20 protein-coding genes and 1 tRNA gene are annotated in these 21,053 nt (G+C 38.0%); 19 read left to right on the plus strand and 2 right to left on the minus strand.

Annotated features, from left to right (window positions below; all coding sequences use genetic code 11):
- Positions 1-36: 36 nt before the first annotated feature.
- The 8 genes from AAGS61_RS09165 (at position 37) to AAGS61_RS09200 (ending at position 6,027) form a co-directional block, all read left to right on the plus strand.
- Positions 37-390 carry a DUF5412 family protein gene (locus AAGS61_RS09165; protein ID WP_391370456.1) on the plus strand — a complete coding sequence of 118 codons (354 nt, stop codon included), beginning with the start codon at positions 37-39 and terminating at the stop codon, positions 388-390.
- Between the two features lie 110 nt (positions 391-500).
- Positions 501-1,325: an EcsC family protein gene (locus AAGS61_RS09170; protein WP_391370458.1), complete on the plus strand. Its 825-nt coding sequence runs from the start codon at positions 501-503 to the stop codon at positions 1,323-1,325.
- Positions 1,326-2,178: 853 nt separating this feature from the next.
- Positions 2,179-2,754 carry a hypothetical protein gene (locus AAGS61_RS09175; protein WP_391370461.1) on the plus strand — a complete coding sequence of 192 codons (576 nt, stop codon included), beginning with the start codon at positions 2,179-2,181 and terminating at the stop codon, positions 2,752-2,754.
- 127 nt (positions 2,755-2,881) lie between these two features.
- A complete protein-coding gene (locus AAGS61_RS09180; RefSeq protein ID WP_391370464.1) occupies positions 2,882-3,322 on the plus strand; it encodes a PH domain-containing protein in 441 nt (146 codons plus the stop codon).
- Between the two features lie 178 nt (positions 3,323-3,500).
- Positions 3,501-3,998: an RNA polymerase sigma factor gene (locus AAGS61_RS09185; protein ID WP_391370466.1), complete on the plus strand. Its 498-nt coding sequence runs from the start codon at positions 3,501-3,503 to the stop codon at positions 3,996-3,998.
- Complete coding sequence (locus AAGS61_RS09190) at positions 3,998-4,870, plus strand: RsiV family protein (RefSeq protein WP_391370469.1); 873 nt, start codon at positions 3,998-4,000, stop codon at positions 4,868-4,870. Before AAGS61_RS09185 ends, AAGS61_RS09190 begins: the two co-directional genes overlap by 1 nt.
- Positions 4,871-5,185: 315 nt before the next feature.
- A complete protein-coding gene (locus AAGS61_RS09195) occupies positions 5,186-5,755 on the plus strand; it encodes a GNAT family N-acetyltransferase (protein WP_391370472.1) in 570 nt (189 codons plus the stop codon).
- 199 nt (positions 5,756-5,954) lie between these two features.
- A tRNA-Val gene (locus AAGS61_RS09200) sits at positions 5,955-6,027 on the plus strand.
- Between the two features lie 536 nt (positions 6,028-6,563).
- Here the strand turns inward: AAGS61_RS09200 and AAGS61_RS09205 are convergent.
- Positions 6,564-6,674 (minus strand): YjcZ family sporulation protein, encoded by a 111-nt coding sequence (locus tag AAGS61_RS09205; protein WP_391370475.1) that lies wholly within the window; start codon positions 6,672-6,674, stop codon positions 6,564-6,566.
- 523 nt (positions 6,675-7,197) lie between these two features.
- On the opposite strand from AAGS61_RS09205, the gene AAGS61_RS09210 reads away from it, so the two are divergent.
- The 7 genes from AAGS61_RS09210 (at position 7,198) to AAGS61_RS09240 (ending at position 13,662) form a co-directional block, all read left to right on the plus strand.
- Positions 7,198-7,971, plus strand: a complete 774-nt coding sequence (locus AAGS61_RS09210; protein ID WP_391370478.1) for a polysaccharide deacetylase family protein — start codon at positions 7,198-7,200, stop codon at positions 7,969-7,971.
- 1,296 nt (positions 7,972-9,267) lie between these two features.
- Positions 9,268-9,645: a hotdog domain-containing protein gene (locus AAGS61_RS09215; RefSeq protein ID WP_391370481.1), complete on the plus strand. Its 378-nt coding sequence runs from the start codon at positions 9,268-9,270 to the stop codon at positions 9,643-9,645.
- Positions 9,646-9,708: 63 nt separating this feature from the next.
- On the plus strand, positions 9,709-10,692 hold the full coding sequence (locus AAGS61_RS09220; RefSeq protein WP_391370484.1) for an MBL fold metallo-hydrolase: 984 nt from the start codon (positions 9,709-9,711) through the stop codon (positions 10,690-10,692).
- A 476-nt stretch (positions 10,693-11,168) separates the two neighbouring features.
- The gene (locus AAGS61_RS09225) at positions 11,169-11,312 is read left to right on the plus strand and encodes a hypothetical protein (RefSeq protein WP_391370487.1); all 144 of its coding nucleotides are present in this window, start codon (positions 11,169-11,171) and stop codon (positions 11,310-11,312) included.
- A gap of 140 nt (positions 11,313-11,452) precedes the next feature.
- Positions 11,453-11,950 carry a GNAT family N-acetyltransferase gene (locus AAGS61_RS09230; protein WP_391370490.1) on the plus strand — a complete coding sequence of 166 codons (498 nt, stop codon included), beginning with the start codon at positions 11,453-11,455 and terminating at the stop codon, positions 11,948-11,950.
- A gap of 354 nt (positions 11,951-12,304) precedes the next feature.
- Positions 12,305-13,096, plus strand: coding sequence for a hypothetical protein (locus tag AAGS61_RS09235; protein ID WP_391370493.1), 792 nt, complete (start codon positions 12,305-12,307; stop codon positions 13,094-13,096).
- Positions 13,096-13,662, plus strand: a complete 567-nt coding sequence (locus AAGS61_RS09240; RefSeq protein ID WP_391370496.1) for a hypothetical protein — start codon at positions 13,096-13,098, stop codon at positions 13,660-13,662. The genes AAGS61_RS09235 and AAGS61_RS09240 overlap by 1 nt, the downstream gene beginning before the upstream one ends.
- A 61-nt stretch (positions 13,663-13,723) precedes the next feature.
- Here AAGS61_RS09240 and AAGS61_RS09245 read toward each other — a convergent pair whose 3' ends face one another.
- Positions 13,724-14,332, minus strand: coding sequence for a protein kinase family protein (locus AAGS61_RS09245; protein WP_391370499.1), 609 nt, complete (start codon positions 14,330-14,332; stop codon positions 13,724-13,726).
- A gap of 898 nt (positions 14,333-15,230) precedes the next feature.
- Between AAGS61_RS09245 and AAGS61_RS09250 the strand changes: the two genes are divergently transcribed.
- Genes AAGS61_RS09250 through AAGS61_RS09265 form a run of 4 tightly spaced genes read left to right on the plus strand, consistent with a single transcriptional unit; the run spans position 15,231 to position 21,042 of the window.
- Positions 15,231-15,740, plus strand: a complete 510-nt coding sequence (locus AAGS61_RS09250; protein ID WP_391370501.1) for a phage tail protein — start codon at positions 15,231-15,233, stop codon at positions 15,738-15,740.
- A gap of 17 nt (positions 15,741-15,757) precedes the next feature.
- The gene (locus AAGS61_RS09255) at positions 15,758-16,258 is read left to right on the plus strand and encodes a phage tail protein (protein ID WP_391370504.1); all 501 of its coding nucleotides are present in this window, start codon (positions 15,758-15,760) and stop codon (positions 16,256-16,258) included.
- Positions 16,259-16,279: 21 nt separating this feature from the next.
- A complete protein-coding gene (locus tag AAGS61_RS09260) occupies positions 16,280-16,798 on the plus strand; it encodes a phage tail protein (RefSeq protein WP_391370507.1) in 519 nt (172 codons plus the stop codon).
- A gap of 50 nt (positions 16,799-16,848) precedes the next feature.
- Positions 16,849-21,042, plus strand: coding sequence for an S-layer homology domain-containing protein (locus AAGS61_RS09265; protein WP_391370510.1), 4,194 nt, complete (start codon positions 16,849-16,851; stop codon positions 21,040-21,042).
- Positions 21,043-21,053: the final 11 nt, after the last annotated feature.

Below are 21,053 nucleotides of genomic sequence, written 5' to 3' on the forward strand. Positions count from 1 at the left end.
GATTTGTAAAACGTTTATCGTATGAAAGGGGTGGTCATGCTGAAGCGTTTGTTTTTATTGTGGAGAATGATTTTTGCACTTTTACTCGGAGGTTTTATTTATTATGTGTTTTTTGATTGGAGTCGCTTTAAAGATGAACTTATTGAAACGTCCACGTCACCTAATGGGATATACACGGTAACTCTTTATCGCTCGAATGGCCATGCGACAACACCCATTATGCTACTAGGCGAATTACAATTCAACGATGCCATTAGACGCTCAAAGAAAATCTATTGGGCAAAAGGAGAATCGGTAAAAATCGAATGGTTAGAAGAGAATATTGTAAAAATTAACGGAACCGTTCTGAACGTACCGAAAGAACGCTATGATTTTCGCTCAGACTTATAAATAATGGCATTTCTACTTTAGAGAACATGCACGTATTTTACTGTGTGTTTGAAACTTTTGGTTCAGTTATACGTAATAGAAAAAAGAGTCGAAATCATAAGGAGACAAGCATGGAGACAAAAGAGCAATTAACAGTGCATTTACAAATGATTGAAGAATGGGAAAAAGATCAAAAAGGGCTATGGTTTTGGGAAAAGCTAGGTCGTCTACCGTTTAAAATTTTAGATAAGCTGACGCCTGCTTTTATTCAAGAAAAAATAGCCGTGTTAGTGTCGGAATTAGGTAGCTACATTCAAACAGGTGGACGTTATTTAATTAGTGAGGAAGCGGTGTTGAAGAGGATTCGGTCTGTTACATGGCAGCCCATTGAAACGATTCAAGATGTAGGGAATATACCGTTAGAGGAGATGATTACATTAAGTGAGGAGCTCCAAAAAAGTCGTGTGAAACTGGCTACTGTACAGGGCGCTTCCACAGGTTTTGGTGGTCTCTTTACGTTAGCGATTGATATTCCCGTTATTTTAGGCATGGCTTTAAAAACGCTACAGGAAATTGCGATGATTCATGGGTACGATCCAAATGACAAACAGGAACGTATTTTTATCGTCAAGTGTTTACAGTTTGCCTCTGCCGATATTGTCGGAAAAGAAGCCGTTTTAACAGAACTGGCTGCCATGCACGAAGACAAAAAGGCAACTGCCAGCATGATTTCACAATTGCAAGGATGGCAGGAAGTGTTTTTCACGTATCGTGATTCATTTGGCTGGAAAAAACTATTCCAAATGGTACCGATAGCTGGGATGATTTTTGGTGCCTATGCGAATAAAACGATGATTAATGATATAGCAGAAGCAGGTATTATGCTGTACCGAAAGAGAAGAATTTACGAAAAATTACATGATATTAATGAAAGACCTATATCCACAACAGAATAAATGATTGACGTAAATGAGCCAACCATGTTAGAGGTTGGCTCATTTTAATTGTTTTTTTGAAATAATAATATGGCGTGTTCACGAGGGGTTTTTTTACATATACAAGCTCCCATTTTAAGTAATGTACTCGTACATTGAAGTTACATAATTCCGGTATTATTGCCTAATTTCATATACTGCAATAAAAAAATATAAGCCGATATAGCATAGGTATCTCAGTTCCATTACCAAATACCCCATATACTATATTACACCCTTTATATAACTCGTTTATTGTGTCGTGGAATACAGTAAGATGCTTTCCGGAAGTAGTAATCAATTAGCTTTATATAAGTTGAATTTATGATGCACAGAAGCTAGAAACGTTTGTATTTATGCATGAAACGAGCTTGCTGTGGAGGCTCATATCGAATGTGCGGCTAGTGCAAATGCTTTTGTGCAAAATTAATGCACAGTTTAAGGTTCTTATATGCTATTAACATATGTTGTTGCCTTTCATATGAGTATATTCACATCATATGGAAGGGAGTTAGTCAAAAGGGCGTTTTGAAAAGATATATGCCCATTTAAATAAATATAGCGGAGAGGTTATAAAAATAGATAGTCAACAGTTTTTATGCTCATTTCGAAAGAAGGAGCCATTTCTATATAAACTTTCATACAAACAGAGTAATGTTCAAGAAATTAAGTGTAATTACCTCCTGAAAAGCATCCCTTTATTTTTATGATAAGTGGGTGGATAAGGCAAGACATGTTTATGAAATAGTAAGAATCGGTGTGTTTAATAATCTATAAATGTAAGAAAGGATGCACATAGTGTTTTAAAGTACTGTGAAGTAAGGGAGTGATGAAAATGTTTTTCGTGTTTATGAAAGATCAGGAAATAAAAATCCGTAATATGGGGCGTATGGATGCCTATTTTGTGACTGTACAAATGGGTGAAATACAATTTATGCTTCGAGAGTTAGGGTCCAAATATTCCGTCAGTTTTTCTGTTCCAGACGATGTGCAGCGGGCAGAGGTGCTAGCTGTTACGGAGAAAAACATGATTACTCAGGAGTTTGAGCGGGAGCTATCGGGGAAATTTACGGAACGTATTAAGCAGCTCATTCCGAAAGAAACGATTATACACATATTATTTCACGATTTCTATTCATTGGATGTACCGAAAGATCATCCGTTATTTTCTAAGCATGAGTTAATTGAACCGTTTGTTGAGTTAATGTTTCTGGAAAGTGAAACCGTGTATCAAGAAAAAAGTGAAGAAATGGGGGAGTATGGTAACTATTTATACGAATTGCACGGCATTGAACTGAAGAAATTAAAAGGGATGGATATTTTGCTCGCTAAATGTGTAACAGCGATGACCTACTTACATTTAACAAAGGAAGAAATGGCAAAGTATTTTTTAAAAATATTACGTATTTAATGAGTAACCGGTATGTGATGAACATATCGGTTTTTCGCGCTGAGAGTAACGTAAAAAACAGTAATCCTAGTTTAATGATGAAACCCTTCATACAGCTATCCGTATATATGATTAAGAGGTGTTCAAGATGATCTTTTTGCCAAAGTATGATCGTTCTTTTAAACATTTTATGATGACCGTAATTCTGTTTTGTGCGGCTTGTTTTTTCTTACCGTTTCTCATTTCGTCGTTTGATATTATGCTGTTATGGATAATGATTGGGCTATATATTGTTGTTGTCGGTGTCTTTTTATGGACGATGTTAACGATCCGCTATACGTTTCGCGCTACGTATTTACAGGTGACGGGTGGACCATTTCATATAAAAATTCCGTATAAGCAAATGACTCACATTACACGTACTGCCGATATGCGGTCAGGTTTGCATCTGATGACATCAAAGGATGGGCTGGCTATTTACTATCAATCCGCGAGACGGAGTGAGTTTAAAATTTCACCAGCTAAGCAACAGGCCTTTTTGGAAGAATTACTAAAACGCGCTCCGCAAATACAATTATATATCACTTAATTGATAGAGTTGATAATACATGCTATTATCAGCTCTATTTTTGGTTATTACATGTATTTGATACAATAATTGCGCTAACCAAAAATAAAAATATATTTTTTCTTTCAACTTTTTCTAGCCTCTTATCCGTCTAGTTTATGTATACAATGAAAAATGCTGAAAAAGGAGCCTTTAGGAGATGGAGCATCAACATGTTGAGCAAGTATTCGTGACATTTATCCGCGCAAACAAAGAACGATTTTATTTACTTGCTTATAGCTACACGAAAAACGAGCAAGATGCACTCGACATAGTGCAAGACAGTATTCAAAAAGCGTTACAATCGCTACATACTTTACAAAATGAACAACAACTCAAAAGTTGGTTTTATAAAATTGTCGTGAGAACCGCCATTGATTTTTTACGAAAAAACAAACGGATGCAAGTGATGGATGACGAGCAATTAGCCTTTTTTTCACCGCATCAAATGGACACCTATGAAAATACAGATTTAGATGATGCGCTCGATACATTACCACCTGCTTATCGTGAAGTCGTAATTTTACGCTATTTCGAAGATTTAAAAATCGAGGATGTGGCGCACATATTAGATACGAATGTCAATACGATTAAATCCAGAATCTACAAAGCATTAAAGTTACTTAAAATTCAATTAACGAAAGAGGAGATGTTCTGATGGACAAGTTAAAGAAATTAGAGGAAAAATATCGCAATATACCGATTCCGGAAAATTTAGATGCTGTTGTCGAAGCGAGCTTAAAAAAGGGGCGTAAAAAACGAGCGCCTAAATGGTTGTTAGGTGTAGCAGCCGCGGCCGCTTTATTTACAGCTAGTGTGAATATGAGTCCGACAATGGCGCGGGCATTAGTGGATGTTCCCGTGCTGGGTAGTGTTGTGGAAGTATTAACTTTTGTCCATTATGAGACGGAAGAGGACACATATTCAGCGAATATCGATGTGCCGAAAATTACTGGTAGCTCGGATGAGATTAATGCATTAAATCAAAAATACGCAGCAGAAGGCAAAGCGCTATACGAGCAGTTCCAACAAGATATGAAAGGCATGGAGCAAGCAAATGGGGGACACTTAGGTGTAGACAGCGGCTACGTTGTGGCAACTGATACCGAACAACTGTTATCGATCGGTCGTTATGTAGTCGAAACAGTCGGTTCTTCTTCAACAGTCATGCACTACGATACAATCGATAAACAAAAAGAAATCGTGCTGACATTACCAAGTTTATTTAAAGATGATCGATATGTCTCTGTCATCAGCGATTATGTTATAGGACAAATGCGTGAGGAGATGCTAGCATCGAATCAAGAAAAAGTGTACTGGATAAAAGGCGGAGGCATTCCTGACGAAGAAGTATTTTATGCCTTTACTACAATTAAACCCGATCAAAACTTCTATATTACAGCAGACAACAAGCTTGTCGTTGTGTTTGATAAATACGAAGTAGCACCTGGCTATATGGGAATTGTGGAATTCGAAATTCCGACAGAGCTACTAAAGGATATGCTCATGAGCGAAGAATATATTCAATAATCCACCAGCTACCAACCGATTTTGAATAGGAAGAGGAAATGTGTTCTGAAAGCGAGCACATTTCCTTTTTTTCATGATTATTTCCCACGTAAAAATACGGATGAAACGCATAAAATCATTCATGAAAGCGTATTTACATGTAATAGCTATTAGGAGGCACGATTTTTGTACATGTAGATGACAAAATAGTATCTTTCTGATAGTATTACGTTCTAATATCCAATAAATATCACTGTTTTTCGCCTAATCAGCAAGCAAGAGAGATGCAATAGCATTTCAGGAAAATAGAGAAAAAGGTTGATGGGAGATGAAGAGATGGTACAAATACAATTAGTAAATCATCATTTAAAATTTGCAGAAAGCATGTCTAACCTATCGTCCGATGAAAAGATTAAAGCGGCGCTAGGCTTAACAGATGAGCAATGCTCTTTAGAAGGAACAAAGTCATTTATTCAATTTATTGTTGTGCAGGAAAAAATCGGGAAGCAACTATCAAGGGTGATTTTAAACGAGGCGAAGGAATTAATTGGTGTCATTACGTTAAAATCGATTGATCTAGAGAAGAAAACTGCCCATATCGGCACGTGGATTGGCTCTGCCTATTGGGGAAAGGGGTATAACGAGTTAGCGAAAGAGGCTATTTTAAAAGAGGCCTTTTTACATTTGAATTTAGATTATGTGTTTGCTGGGGCAACGATTCATAATATACGCTCACAAAAGGCACAAGAAAAGCTGTCATATATGAAGCTGCATGTAGATGAGCAATTTCCTTTAGAGCTGCAAAAGATTGAACACGAGACACAGTGTAAATGTATACTGAATGTCATAGAGAAAGCTGATTTTCTTAGCTATTTAGAGAGTAAAAATGACATTTCAGATAAATGATATGGCTGAAATAGTGAAAGATGACATTGACCAATTCGGGGTGTTTTCTTTATAGAAAAGGGCATGAGCTTAAACTCATGTCTTATGTTTTTAAATTTAAAGTCGTTAAAAGAGGAAGAGGAAATTTTATTTTCAAAAAATGCGATTTTCTACTTTTCATTAGTAGCCTTTTATGTTAGTATTTATTTACAAATACTCTGGTCTTGTAGCTCAGCTGGGAGAGCACCACCTCGACAAGGTGGGGGTCGCAGGTTCGAACCCTGTCGGGACCATATCGCCGAAACCCTTTCGTATCAAGGGGTTTCGGCTTTTTTTATTTTCTTTAAAACATGGATTTTTAACCTTCGAGTGACGAACGAGTGACGAATTTAAAAAAACTCTTTTTTTGCCTCAAAACAATTTATTAAATGTATCTGTTGCAGCTGCATCATCTTCTTCGGCATCCTTACCACTGCATATCATCCACATGTTCAAAAAGAAATCGATAGGTTTGTAGGACTACATCCATAAAACTCAATTATTTAAAGCAGATTCAAAAAGGTTCTCGTTTTACCAAGACTATGCTTCGACATAATTACGGGGGAAGATGTATATATTATCGCTCTCGGTGAAAAGAAATTCAAAACACGCAGCTGGTAGACGAAGTATCGAGCCAGGGTTTGGTCCGACTTGTCATAAAAGCACTTGCAGGATGTAGCAAACGGTGAATTTGAGGAAGGAAACTATTGAAAGGGCCACTCGATGGAAAGTGACCCTAAACCAAAATTAGGTGAGGAATGACGATCATAGCTAGCAACAGATGCTTATGTTAATACATGAAAGTAGCTCCGACAATAATTAGAAGAATAAATAGGACAACGATTAAAACGAATGATGAACCATTACTTTTACCATAGTTACAGTTTCCATAGTTACCCATGAAAACACCTCCTTTTTATAGCCTATTATATGTGTAGTTGCAGAAAATAGAGGGGGTATTCATCCAATCAATAATTATTCTTAAAATTGATTTGCTAAATAATTAAGCAAAAGCAGATTCTTTCGCCAATCGTATTGATAGGGTTGGAAATGCTCTTCGAATCACCTACCTTAGTAGAATTGAGATGCTTCGTATTAGAAAAAAATGTTGAGGAAGGGAGCAATTTCAACCTGAATTATTCATAGCTCCTTAGAATTTAAAGGTTTAAAAAGGAAGATATCTCATTTCCCTATAGTGCAAAAGTAAAAACCTACATAGCTTAATTTTTGTAATAAGTTTAATCGCGCAACGCCACAATCTGCTCTGTCTTAAAGAAATACAAGTACATGGAGCAAAGCATGGGCGACGAGGGGAAATGTGAAATCAAGTACACATTTTGATGAAGAGTTAAAAATAAAAGCATTTTTTTTATGAATCCACAGATAATACGGTGTAAATAGATTATTTGGCGGGATGTGAAGTGGTGAGGAAATATTATGTTCTTGTATTATTAGCATTAGGCTTTTTTATAGCCTCAATATTTTGGGGAAATGAAAATTCGTATGCAGATAAAGGTAGAAAATATTATGAGGAAACCGGCAAAATAGTATGGGAAATAAAAACGAATGAAAAAGTAATTGCTTTAACTTTTGATGATGGACCGCATAAAAAATATACGCCAGAGATTTTAGACGTGTTAGCACAATATGATGCAAAAGCAACGTTTTTCATTGTAGGTAAATATGCAGAAAAAACCCCGAATCTTACTCTACGTGTACATGAGGAGGGGCATGAATTAGCTATTCACACGTATACCCATCCATTAAGAACGAACGTCTCGAATTTAATAAAGGAAATAAAAGAAACACATGCGACCATCTTTGGCATAAGTGGCTATGCACCAGTTTTATTCAGACCTGTAGAAGGACAATATACGGATGCAATGATAGAAGCCATTGCAAAAGAAGGATATAAAGTAGTGATGTGGTCATGGCATCTAGATACATTTGATTGGAAAAGACCTGGGAAGGAAAAAATTGTAGATACTGTATTGAAAGGTGCGAAGCCAGGCAGTGTTGTGTTATTACATGACGGCGGTGGAAACCGAGAGCAAACCGTTCAAGCATTAGAAGAAATTCTACCTGAACTTCAAAAGCAAGGCTATAAATTCGTCACGATTTCGGAATTACTAAAGATACAAAATGCAACTACTCGAAATAACAATAGCTCAACATATATCGAGCCATCTCAGAACTAAATAAACATTCATATGCACTATCATAGGTAAGGCATAATGAGGGAAAGTGAACAGATGCATTATTTTATGGTGGGGTATTACAATACAAATAATCTTGTTAATTAGAACAATCGGGGACACACAGTGTAGGGGCAATAGTGCTCTCAAGCTGTGTGTCCCTTTTATATGGAAATTCACAATATTTTGGTTCATCACCAAAAGTCGGGGTTGCCTTATATACATGGCACACTCCACTCCGAGCGGATGCTTTCCGCGGGCATGGCTTCAGTCTCCTCGTCGTTCGTCCCTCACTGCTCCTGTCGCTGCGCTTTCGTCGCAAATAAATTGCCTGCGGGGCCTTCAGCTCGGGGCAACATGATGTTGCTCACAAAGGCGTTGCCACAGGACGTGGCGACTTTAGCCTTTGTTCACTTCCCACCGCTGGAGTCACCGCTCTCCGTTCCGTGTGCTACCTACTTCTACGTAAATTGTTTGCTATAAAAATGATTTTGCTATAGGTGGAACACAGATTCTGATGAAGAAGTATTCATTTTTGCCATAGCGTACTATTTATTGTTATAGAAGCCAAGCTTTACTTCACAACGGAAACGTGCTGTGGTGAAGTATAAAGGTTACAATAATTTTTACTATTTTTGTATTTTTCGTTCATTACGAATTGATGAAATAAAGTGTTTGTTGATTGGAGTGGAAGCTGGGCGACTCCTGGGGGATTAGCGTCCTAGATGAGACCCTGGACTGAGCGTAGCGAGGGAAGCGGCTCATCGGACGCCCCCCGGAAAGCGCCCAGCTGCTCCTGCCGCTCCGCTTTCGTCGCAAATGAATTTGGAACGGAAATCAACCCCAAGTTACGGTGATGAGCCAATATTTTCCCTTTCCGATTTTCTTAACATAGCCTTATTATAGGGATAGGCAGTAAGTTATGAATAATTGGAGGTCCAAATTGAAAAAAGCAGTAAAGAGGAAACACACACGACGTGACATAATAAAAGACTTTGGTGTTGAAATAATCGAATCCATTGTGAGTGAAGTGATTGTAAGGATTGTATTATATATACCTAGAATGATTATTCGGTTATTTAAAAGTATATGGGAACATATAAGCTAGCTATTTAACGTTGGTCACTCCGGCGTTATTACACGAGGTGGCGTTCTTAGCTTGAGTTCATCTCTTAATTGGTGAGAGATGAGGAGCCCCTCCTTTTCATGAGTAGCATCTATATTAAATACCAATCTCTATTGATTTAATAATCTGATTATTGTTAATATTGAAGTATGGAACTGGAGGGGGGAACTAATATGGTATTAAAAGTAGGAGAAATCATTACGTTTGAACGAACTTTTACAGTAAGGGATGTTGAATTATTTACGGAAGTTTCTGCTGATGAAGGGATTCATCATGTAACCCCAGATGAACAGGGGAGGTTAGTCATTCAAGGATTGTTAACGGCAACGTTGCCGACAAAAGTAGGTGGAGATCATAATGTACTCGCACGTACGATGAATTTTGAGTTTTTAAGACCTGTGTTTACAGGGGATACAATCACTTGTGAAGTGAAAATTGAAAAATATGAAAGGCAAGAAAAGAATAGAATAGCGATACATACCTCTTTTTTATGTAAAAATCAGCATAGAAAAGAAGTGTTACAGGGGAATTTTTCAGGTGTAATTCTTTAAGTATTTCTATAAGCTTGACTGAGTGAACGCTCAGTCATTATTGCGTGTAAGGGGGATTCGTTTATGGAAAAGTCCAATATTATTTTCTTTGAAAGAAAATTTCCAAGTGCCAATATGGTCTTGATTCAAGATCAACGCCCGATTCTGATTGATCCTGGTTTTGGGAGCGATGCAAAAAAGACCGAGCAATTAATAAAAGATGCAGGTGTTTCACCCAAAGCATTACACCTAATTGTGAACACGCACTATCATAGTGACCATGTAGGTGGTAATTTTCATCTGCAACGAAATTACGGTGTACGAATTGCGGCACATAAATGGGACGCCCATTTAATTAATATGGGTGATGCGGAAGCGTGTAGTGCAGAATGGTTAGATCAGCCTGTCGAACCTTACCGAGTCGATACAAAGCTTGCACATAACGATGAGATTAATAGTGGGAATAGCACGTTGAAAGTGTTGCATACACCGGGGCATACGTTAGGTCATATTTCTTTATATGAGCCTGAACAAGAACTATTAATTTGCGGGGATCTCTTTCACAATAATGATATTGGCTGGTTAAATATGTTTAGAGAAGGTGTGAGTGCCATTCAACGCTCCATTGAAAGTTTAGATGATTTATCCACCCTTCGAATTCAGAAAGCTTATCCAGGGCATGGACCACAAATAGAAAATCCGTTAGTTGCCATTGATGCAGCAAGGAAGAGGCTAGAAAAGTGGAGCACTATGCCAGAAAAAATTGCATGGCATGCTTGCAAGCGGATTTTTGCCTTCACATTAATCATGAAAAATGGATTGGCAAGACAAGAAATCGACAGTTACTTACTCAAGTGTGGTTGGTTCCAAGATTTTGCACGTTCCGCTTTTCAAATGCAGCCGGAAGATTTTGTTCACATTCTACTCGATGAAATGGTTCGTTCTGGAGCAGCAAGCTGGCATAATGATCAATTAATGGCAACTGCGCCATACGATGCACCACAAAAGAGCTGGGCGGAGAAGAGCATAAAACCAAGAGACTGGAACACATATGAATTGCTCACATAATTCAACGTAGTTTTAGACATACGGGTGAAACTTGACAGCCTACTATCTATTTAAATGGAGGTAGGCTTTTTGTATTGAAACGCTAAAGATAGGAAGAAGGACAAAAAAACAATATGACACGCTGTACAGTACAGTACAGAAGAAAATAGTTTATCCAATTACTCAACATATTTTTCTATAGATAAATATGTAGAAATTAACAATATTCCTTTGTTAACTGCAATATTCTTGAAAAATATTATATTTATAAATTTTTCGTCTAACAATTATGTACAATATATAGTATATAATAATAAAATTTACAATTTACATATTTTTTAGCATGATGAGGAGTGCGGTATATAGCATATTGGTAGTGTCGCTTCGATTTTTCAAAGTAGTATACACATTGTTTTTCCGTTTGTATTAGAGCTGTTGGCGAAAGTCTTTACGTTACAAGCCACTAAAGAAATAAACTGTTGAGAGGGAGAAAGTAAATGTTAATTATAATTATGTTTTTGTTAGCAATTCTTATCTTTTCTGTCATTGCAGTGGAGAAATTATTAGGAGCAATAAAAAAACAAAATGAAGAAATGATCGAGCTGCTCAAAGAGATTCGAGACAAAGAGGGAACATTATGAGCATTTGCAAGATAACAGAACATTGAAAGTGGATATCATTCCGTTTATTAGTCACGACAGGATTCTATTGTATGATGAGCCATGCTTAAGGAAAGCTTTGTAACACTTAATTTAAACATTTTAAGAGGAGAGGGAAAAAGATGATGGACGTTCGCCAAGCAACTACTGAAGATGCAGGACAAATTGTAGAAGTAATGAAAAATGCTGAGGAGTCGGGCTTGATGCTGTTTAATCCGGGAGAAAGAAACGTAACAGCAACACAATTTGAAAAAGTAGTTGAAGCCATTAACAACAAAAATAATTCAGCCGTCTTTGTTGCTGTTGAACAAGACCGAATTTATGGCTACATCATTGTACAGGGGGATACGCCTAACCGCATTGCACATAGAGCTTATATTGTCATCGGAGTTCATAGTGAGAGCCGCGGAAAAGGTGTTGGGACGGCACTACTTTCACATGTGGAGGAATGGGCAAGAGAAGTTGGGCTACAGCGCCTAGAGCTCACGGTCATTACGTATAATGATGCTGCGTATCATTTGTATAAAAAGATGGGCTTCGAAATGGAAGGGGTGAAACGAAGCTCCCTTTGTATTGACGGAAGATATGTAGACGAGTACTATATGGCCAAGTTAATTTAAAATGATAGTGCCTAGTAAAGAGTTGATTCTATATTTCGTTAGATCAACTCTATTTTTGTACTAATATAAGAAATCTACGTACAAAACATAGGAGAGGTAGGACATGGTGAACATCAAAATTCTTCAGTGGGCTAGCAAAGTCAATCACCTTCATCCCTGCAGTCATCGGAACTACTAGCAGCCTATTTTTGTATATGATAATTTACTACACTATAAGCAGTAGAGATGATTCAACGTTTGAAGTTTTTAAATATCGTTAATGTACAGTTGAGCGGATTCTATGTATAAAAGCCGCTCTATTTTATTACTAAAAAGTACAAATTCAATTTAATTTTACCGAGGGGGGAAGGAGAGATGAGTAAACGATTTATGATTGTTTTAACGGTAACAATCATCGCAGCGATCATGAGTTCCATTATTTACGAACAAAAGCAATTGGCACGACCTGTTGTGCTACAAGTGGCAATAGAAGAAAGCGCCCAAAAAATCGAAATAACCTATGTAGTCAATTCGGATAGCGAGACTTATGTAGATGGAATTGAGTTTGGAGATAGTAATTTTTTCTCTGCTGATGCACCGATGTTCTACAATAATGCGCGTAAGGATAGTGTTCATTCTATCCGTCGTTATTATGAAGTACGTTCTGCTAGTGTCGGGCTGGACGAATGGCAATGGGACGGGCTACAAGAGAGTTTGCATTTAGGTGATGAGGCAGAAGTATATTTTGAGGGATATTCACCGATTGCAGTGAGCGATTCAATCGAATGGCATGGTACAGTAGTACAGCAAAGCCCCCGAAGTATCATAAAAACATTCGATGAGCGTGAATCAGTGAAAGGACGTACAACATTTAAAGTGACAGAAGACGTGACAATTGAAGAGGTAACCATTGAGCATAAAATGGCTCACACAACACTCCTGCACAATGAACAAGGCATTACGTTTCCACTGTCATTACAAGCAGAGGAAACATTTACAATCGATTTTGACCATCTTTATGCCTATGGAAATAGCAGCCCGATTCGCGTCACAATCAAGCTTGTGAATACACAGGGGGAGTCGCTTGTCATCTATGAACACATTGATAGCTATGTTTGGATGACCGATGAGCGATTAAAGGATTTCCTAGAGGAGGTGGGTGCATAATGGAGCGCTTATTTTCACATATGATTGTTGGGGGGATTTTAATCTTTGTCGATATTTGGGTAGGGTTTGATTTATTGCCAGACGCGTTTGGCTGGATGCTCATTGCGACTAGTTTTTCAGCAAAAGTCCAGCAGTTTAGCGGGGCAAAGCAGGCAAAAGTGTTGGCCACTGTATTAGCCATTGTCAATCTCCCTTTTACAATTCAAGATATAGCGCTGTATGTGGATACACATATGCCAACAATCATCGTTTACGTTGGTCATTTAGCGGTAGGCATTTTGATAGTGGTATTTTATTATTATTTCTTTTTAGTCGCGAAGCAAATTGCCGTACTGTATGGTCTAGAGGCCGTGAATGGGACAAAGTGGATGACTTATTTTTTAGTCGGTACACAATTCATACTCATTTGGATTCAAATCGTTTCACCACATATAGTACAGCATGGGCTAGAAATGGTTGGGACACTATTTTTAGTCATTATATTACTTGTGTATATCTCATTTGTTGGTTATTTAGTGAAAATGTATGAGCGCTGTAAAAAGCAACCTCCTGAGATGAACACATAAAATGAGCTGATTCTACACTATGTTAGAATCAGCTCATTTTTTTACTTGTCTCTATAGCTTCTTACTCTACAAAACGTAGCCCCGTTTTATAGATGACGGTTATACAGTTCAGGATCAATTTAGGAATGCGCTTCGGAAAATAAGATTTTACATAGCCCTTGAAATAGACTTTTTGTAAATCGTCCCACTGGCGATCTTTTTTCGTTTGGCGGAAACGTGCGACATCAATTAATTTCACTTCTTGCTTTGGGGTAATGATGATGTTTTTTAGATGGATGTCTGAAGGATTTAGTCCTACTTCTCTTGCCATTTCTAATGCTTCATTAATTGCATGTATTTTTTCTTCACATACATAAATGCCATTTTCTAAGCATTGAAATAACGTATGTCCTTCGAGGTAATCGATTACAATATAGTTCATTCCCACATCATATAAAGTAGGATAATAGTTGCCAGACGGAAGTTTTCGATAAATCGCAGCTTCTTCAGAGGCGATATGTGCTTTATGTGGGAAGAACACTTTTAAAGCCACTTGTTCATGTTGCACTTTGAACACATAGGCGCTTCTCCCGATGCCAATCAATTGTAGCTCTTCACTATAACTTTTTAATTTCGGTATTCTCCCTTTTTTTGACATTACTACACTAGCGGCTAATTTTTGATATTTCATGCAGAACACCTCATTTTAAACAAAAACCAATTTAAATAAATGCAGCGCTAGCCTCAATTTCTTTAAAATAGGTTTTTTCGTTTAGACAGTCGTTATTATTATAGCAAAATTTTTTTCTAATGCCTTTTATTTAGATTATAGAAGAATGGAAGAAATGGTCACTACATTACCTTTATTCTAAAATGAAATGGGATTTATTTGTCCGTGGTCTAATGAAGGACGGAGGATATTAAACCATTTTAAATTCAATTGTAGTCACATATTATTCTTTCATCAATTGAGATGGGAGAATAACATTTTTTATTTTAATCCAAATATACAACTTCGAATGAGTGAATTCTTAAACATATATTACTATTTCAGTGACTGCTGCTTTCTAGGGCTGTGTTGATTTGCCCATGGAAAGGGGGTAATATTTACCGTTTTTAAAATATCTTGTCCAGTTTAACCTAATTTTAATATTTGCCTTTTATAGTTTTGGTGGAGGTGAGTGAAGACTTTCATAATGCAAAAAAATTACTGGAAATGAAGCGTTTTTGTTTCATGTGTATGCAAGTTTAAGAAAAGCCAAAGTAGAATCGTCGGAATCAGAAAAAATAGGCGTCACTTAATTCCTACATAATTTTTATGTCAGCAACTTTTCTATGAAATGCAGTACCCTAGAAATGGAAATTCTCATGTGTGGGAATGAGAAGGTAGGGCGCTTACTTTCAGCTGATTTTTGAACGCAAACTCATCATTGTAGATATGACGTTGTTGCCACAATATCAGAATAAGGAAATAAACAATAAGGTTGATATGGGTGAGGTACACGTGAGCATGGAGTCGTTAGCAAGATAATTTAAGTGAGAGATATATGTTTAAAAATATATTTTCCCGGAAAATGGAGGTACTGACAATGGAAGCGTATCTTGGAGAGATTCGTTTGTTTGCGGGTGACTATGCACCGCAGGGGTGGGCATTTTGTAATGGTCAATTACTATCGATAGCGGAAAATGAATTATTATACGCTCTTATTGGTACGACGTATGGTGGAGATGGCCAAGCGACATTTGCGTTACCTGATTATCAAAGTAGAGTTGTGATGCATCAAGGTACAAATTCAGCAAATGGTATGACGTATGCAATGGGACAAAAAGGTGGTACAGAAACGGTTACGTTAACAACGGGGCAACTTCCAGCTCATACACATCAAGCCGTCGCTTATAACGCAGAAGGGGCAACAAATAGTCCGTTGAATAATGTTTGGGCAAAAAATATGCAGTATTCAGCTCAATCTTCAAATGGAACAATGAATCCAGCGATTGTGAGTAGTGTAGGAAATAATCAACCGCACGATAACATGATGCCCTATTTAACCATTAGTTATATTATCGCTGTTCAAGGTGAATTTCCACCAATGAATTAATAGGAGGTGTTCAAAAAATGGAGCCTATTTTAGGAGAAATTAGATTATTTAGTTTTGGATTTACCCCGAGCGGATGGGCAGTATGTAATGGTCAACTACTTATGATTAATCAAAATCAAGCGTTATTTTCAATACTAGGTACAACATATGGGGGAAATGGAGTGACTACCTTTGCATTACCTGATTTAAGAGGTCGCGTACCTGTTCATGTCGGGAATGGGATTAGACTTGGGCAAATGGGTGGAGAAGAGTCACATGTATTGACGGTCAATGAAATGCCTGCCCATACACATCACGTGATGGGGAGTTCCCAAAACGCCACATTAGCAGAAGCAGCGGAGAGCGTATGGGGAACAACTTCGGATCCAAAATTCTATACAGCAAATCAACCGAATATTCCGATGAGTATACAAGCTTTATCGCCGACTGGTAGCTCACAAGCACATGCTAATATGCAACCTTATAATGTAGCTAATTATTGTATTGCGATACAGGGGATGTACCCTTCAAGAAATTAGGATGAAAGGAGCGACAAATAAATGGATGCCTACACTGGAGAAATTAGAGTATTTACGGGGAATTTTGCACCACGAGGATGGGCTTTATGTAATGGTCAATTATTATCGATTGCACAAAATACAGCATTATATGCAATTTTAGGTACCAAGTATGGTGGAGATGGAAAAACGACCTTTGCACTACCAAATTTACAAGGGAAAACAGCTATGCATCAAGGAGCAGGGGGTGGTCTAACACCTCGAGTGATTGGTGAAAGCGGTGGTACATCTTCCGTCACACTAACGGTTAGTGAACTACCTAGCCATCGCCATATTCCGAATTGTAATAACACACCAGATACAATAGAACCACAAAATTCCATTTGGTCAGGGAAAAGTGGTAGAGGGAGTACCAATCTTTATTCAACAGAGATAAATAGTCCGATGAGTCCATTAGCTTTAGGCAGCACAGGAGGAAATCAGTCGCACAATAATATGCAACCGTACCTAGGCGTAAATTTCATTATTTATTTGAATGGCGAATTTCCACCTCGAAGTTGAATAGGCTTTGAATAAAATCAGGTAGAGGAAGGTGGGGAAATTTGTAATTTATGAATAAAAAAATAGTAAAACTCTGTCTATGTTTTATACTTGTGTTATTTTCTCCATTACAAGTAGTATCATTTATCACGCCAGTTGAAGTAAAAGCTGCTAGTTACCCCAATTTAACTCAAGATTTAACACAAGCTAACTGGTTATTAAATTCAAATAATGGGTTTGTCGTAACATCTAGTCCTAGTGCTCCGTTCGAATTTAATACTGACCCCCAGTTTATGCCAGGTCATTATTTAAATAATGCGGGAAAGGGACCACATTCCGTAACCATTTCAGCGGGTGAAGAATTTACGGGAGGAACATTTGACTTAACACAGCTAAAGTTAGATACATTTATCAATCCTAATTTATACACAATCAATATAAAAGGATATGATTTAAGTCATAAGCTAAAAGGGGAGCATACTGAAAATTCTATTAATGGCAAACGAGATTTTACGGTTAATGTAAATATAAAAGGTATTAATTATTTCGTCATTACTGTTACGACAGATGGTGGAGGCGTGTGGGATGTCACTTTCTTAGAATTTACAATCGCTAATCCTAATCTAGATGTAACGCCCCCAGTAGTGTCAGATGGAACCATTCACACGAACAATATCACTACTTCCGATGTAACGCTCAATTGGCAACAGGCAACAGATGATACGACAACAAATTTACAATATAAAGTGTATCAATCTAGCAGTAATAATATAGATACAGTAAGCAATATCGAGACAAACGGTACACTTTTAGGGACGGTTAGTGGTAATACCTATACGGTAACTGGACTTACGCCTAATACCCAAAACTATTTTAACATTATTGTGGAAGATGCTGCTGGACGTAAAAGTGCCTATACGATGCAGTCTGTTACAACACTTACGACGAATAAATTACCAACATCGAGCAATAAAACAATCACGATAAATGAAGGGGAAGTTTATACCTTTGCTACTTCTGACTTTGCTTTTAGTGATGAAGATAGTGAGGATACATTACATCACATACAGGTTGTAAATGTGGCTAGTCATGGCACATTATTTAATGATGTGAATAGTAATAATCAGGCGGATACAGGTGAAAGCATCACTACTGGAGGAATAGTGACGAAAGCAGTTTTAGATGCAAATAAGCTAAAGTATATAACGACAAATGGTACATCTTCATCCTTTACATTCAAAGTAAGTGATGGAAAAAATGATAGTTTGTCATCTTACACAATGAATATGACTGTCAATGCTCGACCTACTGTAACGATTACATCAAGTCCACCATTACTAACAAATGCAAGTGCGATGATATGGGCAATACAATTTAGTAAACCAGTTACTGGACTTACTACATCTAGTATACAAGTGTCAAATGGAATTGTTACAAGTGTGTCAGGTAGCGGAAGCAATTATACTGTCAACGTTTCCCCTAGTTCTGACGGGAGCGTAACCATGACGATCCCAGAAGGTGTAGCAACAGCTAGTGATGGTACAACAAATATGGCAAGTTTATCTTCTACCATCACATATGATAGCACTGCCCCAACAGGAACGATAGCCATTAATAACGGGGCTACCGGTACGAGCACACGAAATGTAACGTTATCGTTAACGGGAACAGATGCAAATGGACCAATTGAAATGCGCTTTTCTAATGACAATACGTCGTGGAGTGGATGGGAGGCATTTAGTTCAAGTAAAAGCTGGACATTATCAGCAGGTGAAGGGACGAAAACGGTTTATGTGCAGTTAAAGGATGCGGCAGGGAATACATCTCCTTTCTCTGATAGCATTATGCTAGACCAAACAGCCCCGACAGGAACGTTAGCCATCAATAATGGAGCTACCGATACAAACACAACAAATGTAGCGTTATCGTTAACAGGAACAGATGCAGATGAACGAATCGAAATGCGCTTTTCTAATGATAATAAGTCGTGGAGCGGATGGGAAGCATTTAGTTCAAGTAAAAGCTGGACATTATTAGCAGGTGATGGAACAAAAACAGTTTATATGCAGTTAAGGGATACGGCTGGTAATGTAGGGGTAACAACTTCAGCTTCAATTAACTTAGATACTACCCCACCTGTAGTGACAGGTGTAGCAAATGGCGGAGTGTATAATACTGACCTTACAATCTCTTTTAATGAAGGGACCGCAACATCGAATGGAACCACATTTACAAGTGGAGCTACAGTAAGTTCTGATGGAGATTACACATTAGTTGTAGCAGATACAGCGGGGAATACGACAACAGTGTCCTTTAAAATCGATAAAACACCGCCAACAGGAAGCCTTTCTATTAATAGCGGGGTTGCCGGCACAAACACAGAAAATGTAACGTTATCGCTAACGGGAACAGATGCAAATGGACCAATTGAAATGCGCTTTTCTAATGACAATACGTCGTGGAGTGGATGGGAGGCATTTAGTTCAAGTAAAAGCTGGACATTATCAGCAGGTGAAGGGACGAAAACGGTTTATGTGCAGTTAAAGGATGCGGCAGGGAATACATCTCCTTTCTCTGATAGCATTATGCTAGACCAAACAGCCCCGACAGGAACGCTTGCGATTAATAACGGAGCTAGCTTTACAAACACAGAAAATGTAACGTTATCGTTAACAGGAACAGATGCACACGGACCAACCGAAATGCGCTTTTCTAATGATAATGTAACATGGAATGCATGGGAGCCCTTTGCTTCGACTAAACCATATACATTGCCAGCTGGCGAGGGGACAAAAACAGTCTATATGCAGTTAAAGGATGCAGCTGGTAATAGTTCATCGGCTTATTCTGCTACGATTATATTAGATCAGACTCCTATTATCGTAACAGGTGTGGTGAATAATGAAATATACAATACAGATGTAACAATTACTTATAATAAGGGAACCGCTACACTGAATGGCAACCCATTTGCAAGTGGAGATGTAGTGAGCACTGACGGGGATTATACTTTAGCTGTAACAGATACAGCAGGGAGTACAGTAACTATCAAATTTACCATTGATAAAGTGCCACCAGTAGTGACAGGTGTGGAAAATAATAAAGTCTATGATAAGGGTGTAACAGTTACTTATAATGAAGGAACCGCTATGCTAAATGGTAATCCATTTACAAGTGGTACGACAATTACTAATAAAGGGAGCTATACATTAGTCGTAACGGACGGTGCAGGCAATAATGTAACAATATCATTTACAATTAAAAGTCCACTGCTAACAGTCATTTATGATGGAAATGGTGCAACAAGTGGACAAGTGCCAATGGATGCTAATCGTTATCAAATACAAGACATCGTAACGATTAAAGGTAATATAGGGCAGTTAACAAAGGTAGGTTATAATTTTTTAGGTTGGAATACGAAACAGGATGGCACAGGTACAACATATAGAGAAGGACAAACTATGCCAATAGGGACGACGGATTTGATGTTGTATGCGATATGGACATTAGATAATACATCCGGTGGCGGTTCTAATCCAAACCCGACACCAACACCAGAACCGGAAAAGCCAAACCCGACACCGACGCCAGAACTGGAACAGCCAAATCCGAAACCGACACCACCATCGGAAAAGCCAAACCCGACACCGACGCCAGAACCGGAACAGCCAAGCCCAACACCGACACCAAAGCCGGAAAAACCAGAAAAGCCGATAAACAATGTGACATTTTCGGATATAGCAGTAGATCATTGGGCAAGTAAAATGATTGCTGATTTTGCAAGACAAGGGTTTATAACAGGGTATCCGGACGGGCAGTTTAGACCAAATGAGTTCATTACACGTCAACATGTAGTGGTTATACTGACACGTGTACTACAATTAGAATCAAAAAGGGATCCTGTAGCCTTTAACGATGTTCCGACGAGTCATCCGTATTACGAATCGATTATGTTGGTACAGCAAGCAGGTCTTGTTGATGGAGTAAATGGTAATTTCAATCCCAATGTTCAAATGACACGTGCTCAAATGGCAAAATTGTTAGCGCTAGCACTAAAATTACCATTAACAGGCGCGGAAGGGTTTAACGATGTATCACCTACACACTGGGCATTTGAATATATTGCAGCGTTAAAAGCACATGGCATTGCGCTCGGTAGTAATGGTGATTTTAACCCAGAGGCTCAGTTAACACGTGCGCAGTTCGTAGCTTTCCTGCATAGAGCTCTTACATTAATCAATGATAATAAGGAAATTAACAACTAACGGTGCTCAGG

It is taken from the genome of Lysinibacillus sp. KU-BSD001 (genome assembly GCF_042920265.1).
GTDB lineage: Bacteria > Bacillota > Bacilli > Bacillales_A > Planococcaceae > Lysinibacillus_B.